General features: G+C 61.0%; 1 protein-coding gene. It reads left to right on the top strand.

Annotated elements, in window-relative coordinates:
- Position 1 precedes the first annotated feature (1 nt).
- Positions 2-496, top strand: a complete 495-nt coding sequence (locus J5M56_RS24565; RefSeq protein ID WP_347709438.1) for a TRAP transporter small permease — start codon at positions 2-4, stop codon at positions 494-496.
- Positions 497-498: the final 2 nt, after the last annotated feature.

The following is a 498-nucleotide window of genomic DNA, read 5'->3' as shown; positions in this document are numbered from 1 at the left end:
GATCTACATGACGTGCATCTGGGTCGCCGGCCTCTCCGTCCTGGCGATTTCCCTGATGATTCCCTGGGGCGTCTTCGCCCGTTACGTGCTCGGCACCGGCTCCAGCTGGCCAGAGCCGACGGCGATCCTGCTGATGATGGTGTTCACCTTCATCGGCGCCGCCGCCAGTTACCGCGCCGGTGCGCACATGGCCGTGGCCATGCTCACCGACCGCATGCCACCGCAGCTGAAATCCGCAGCGGCGATTTTTTCGCAACTGCTGATGGCGGCCATCTGCATCTTCATGACCATCTGGGGCACCAAGCTGTGCATCTCCACCTGGAACCAGTTCATGGCCGCCCTGCCCGATCTGCGGGTTGGCGTGACCTATCTGCCGATCCCCCTGGGCGGCTTGCTGACGCTGATTTTTGTCGTGGAAAAACTCTTGCTCGGTGACCAGAGCAAACGTCGGGTCGTGCAGTTCGACCTGGTTGAAGAAAGTGAAGGTGCCGTTTAATG

It is taken from the genome of Pseudomonas sp. 51_B, from assembly GCF_017491595.1.
In the GTDB taxonomy this organism is placed as follows: domain Bacteria; phylum Pseudomonadota; class Gammaproteobacteria; order Pseudomonadales; family Pseudomonadaceae; genus Aquipseudomonas; species Aquipseudomonas promysalinigenes.
Note: the sequence above shows the minus strand (reverse complement) of the source record. Positions and strands in the feature narration are given on the sequence as shown.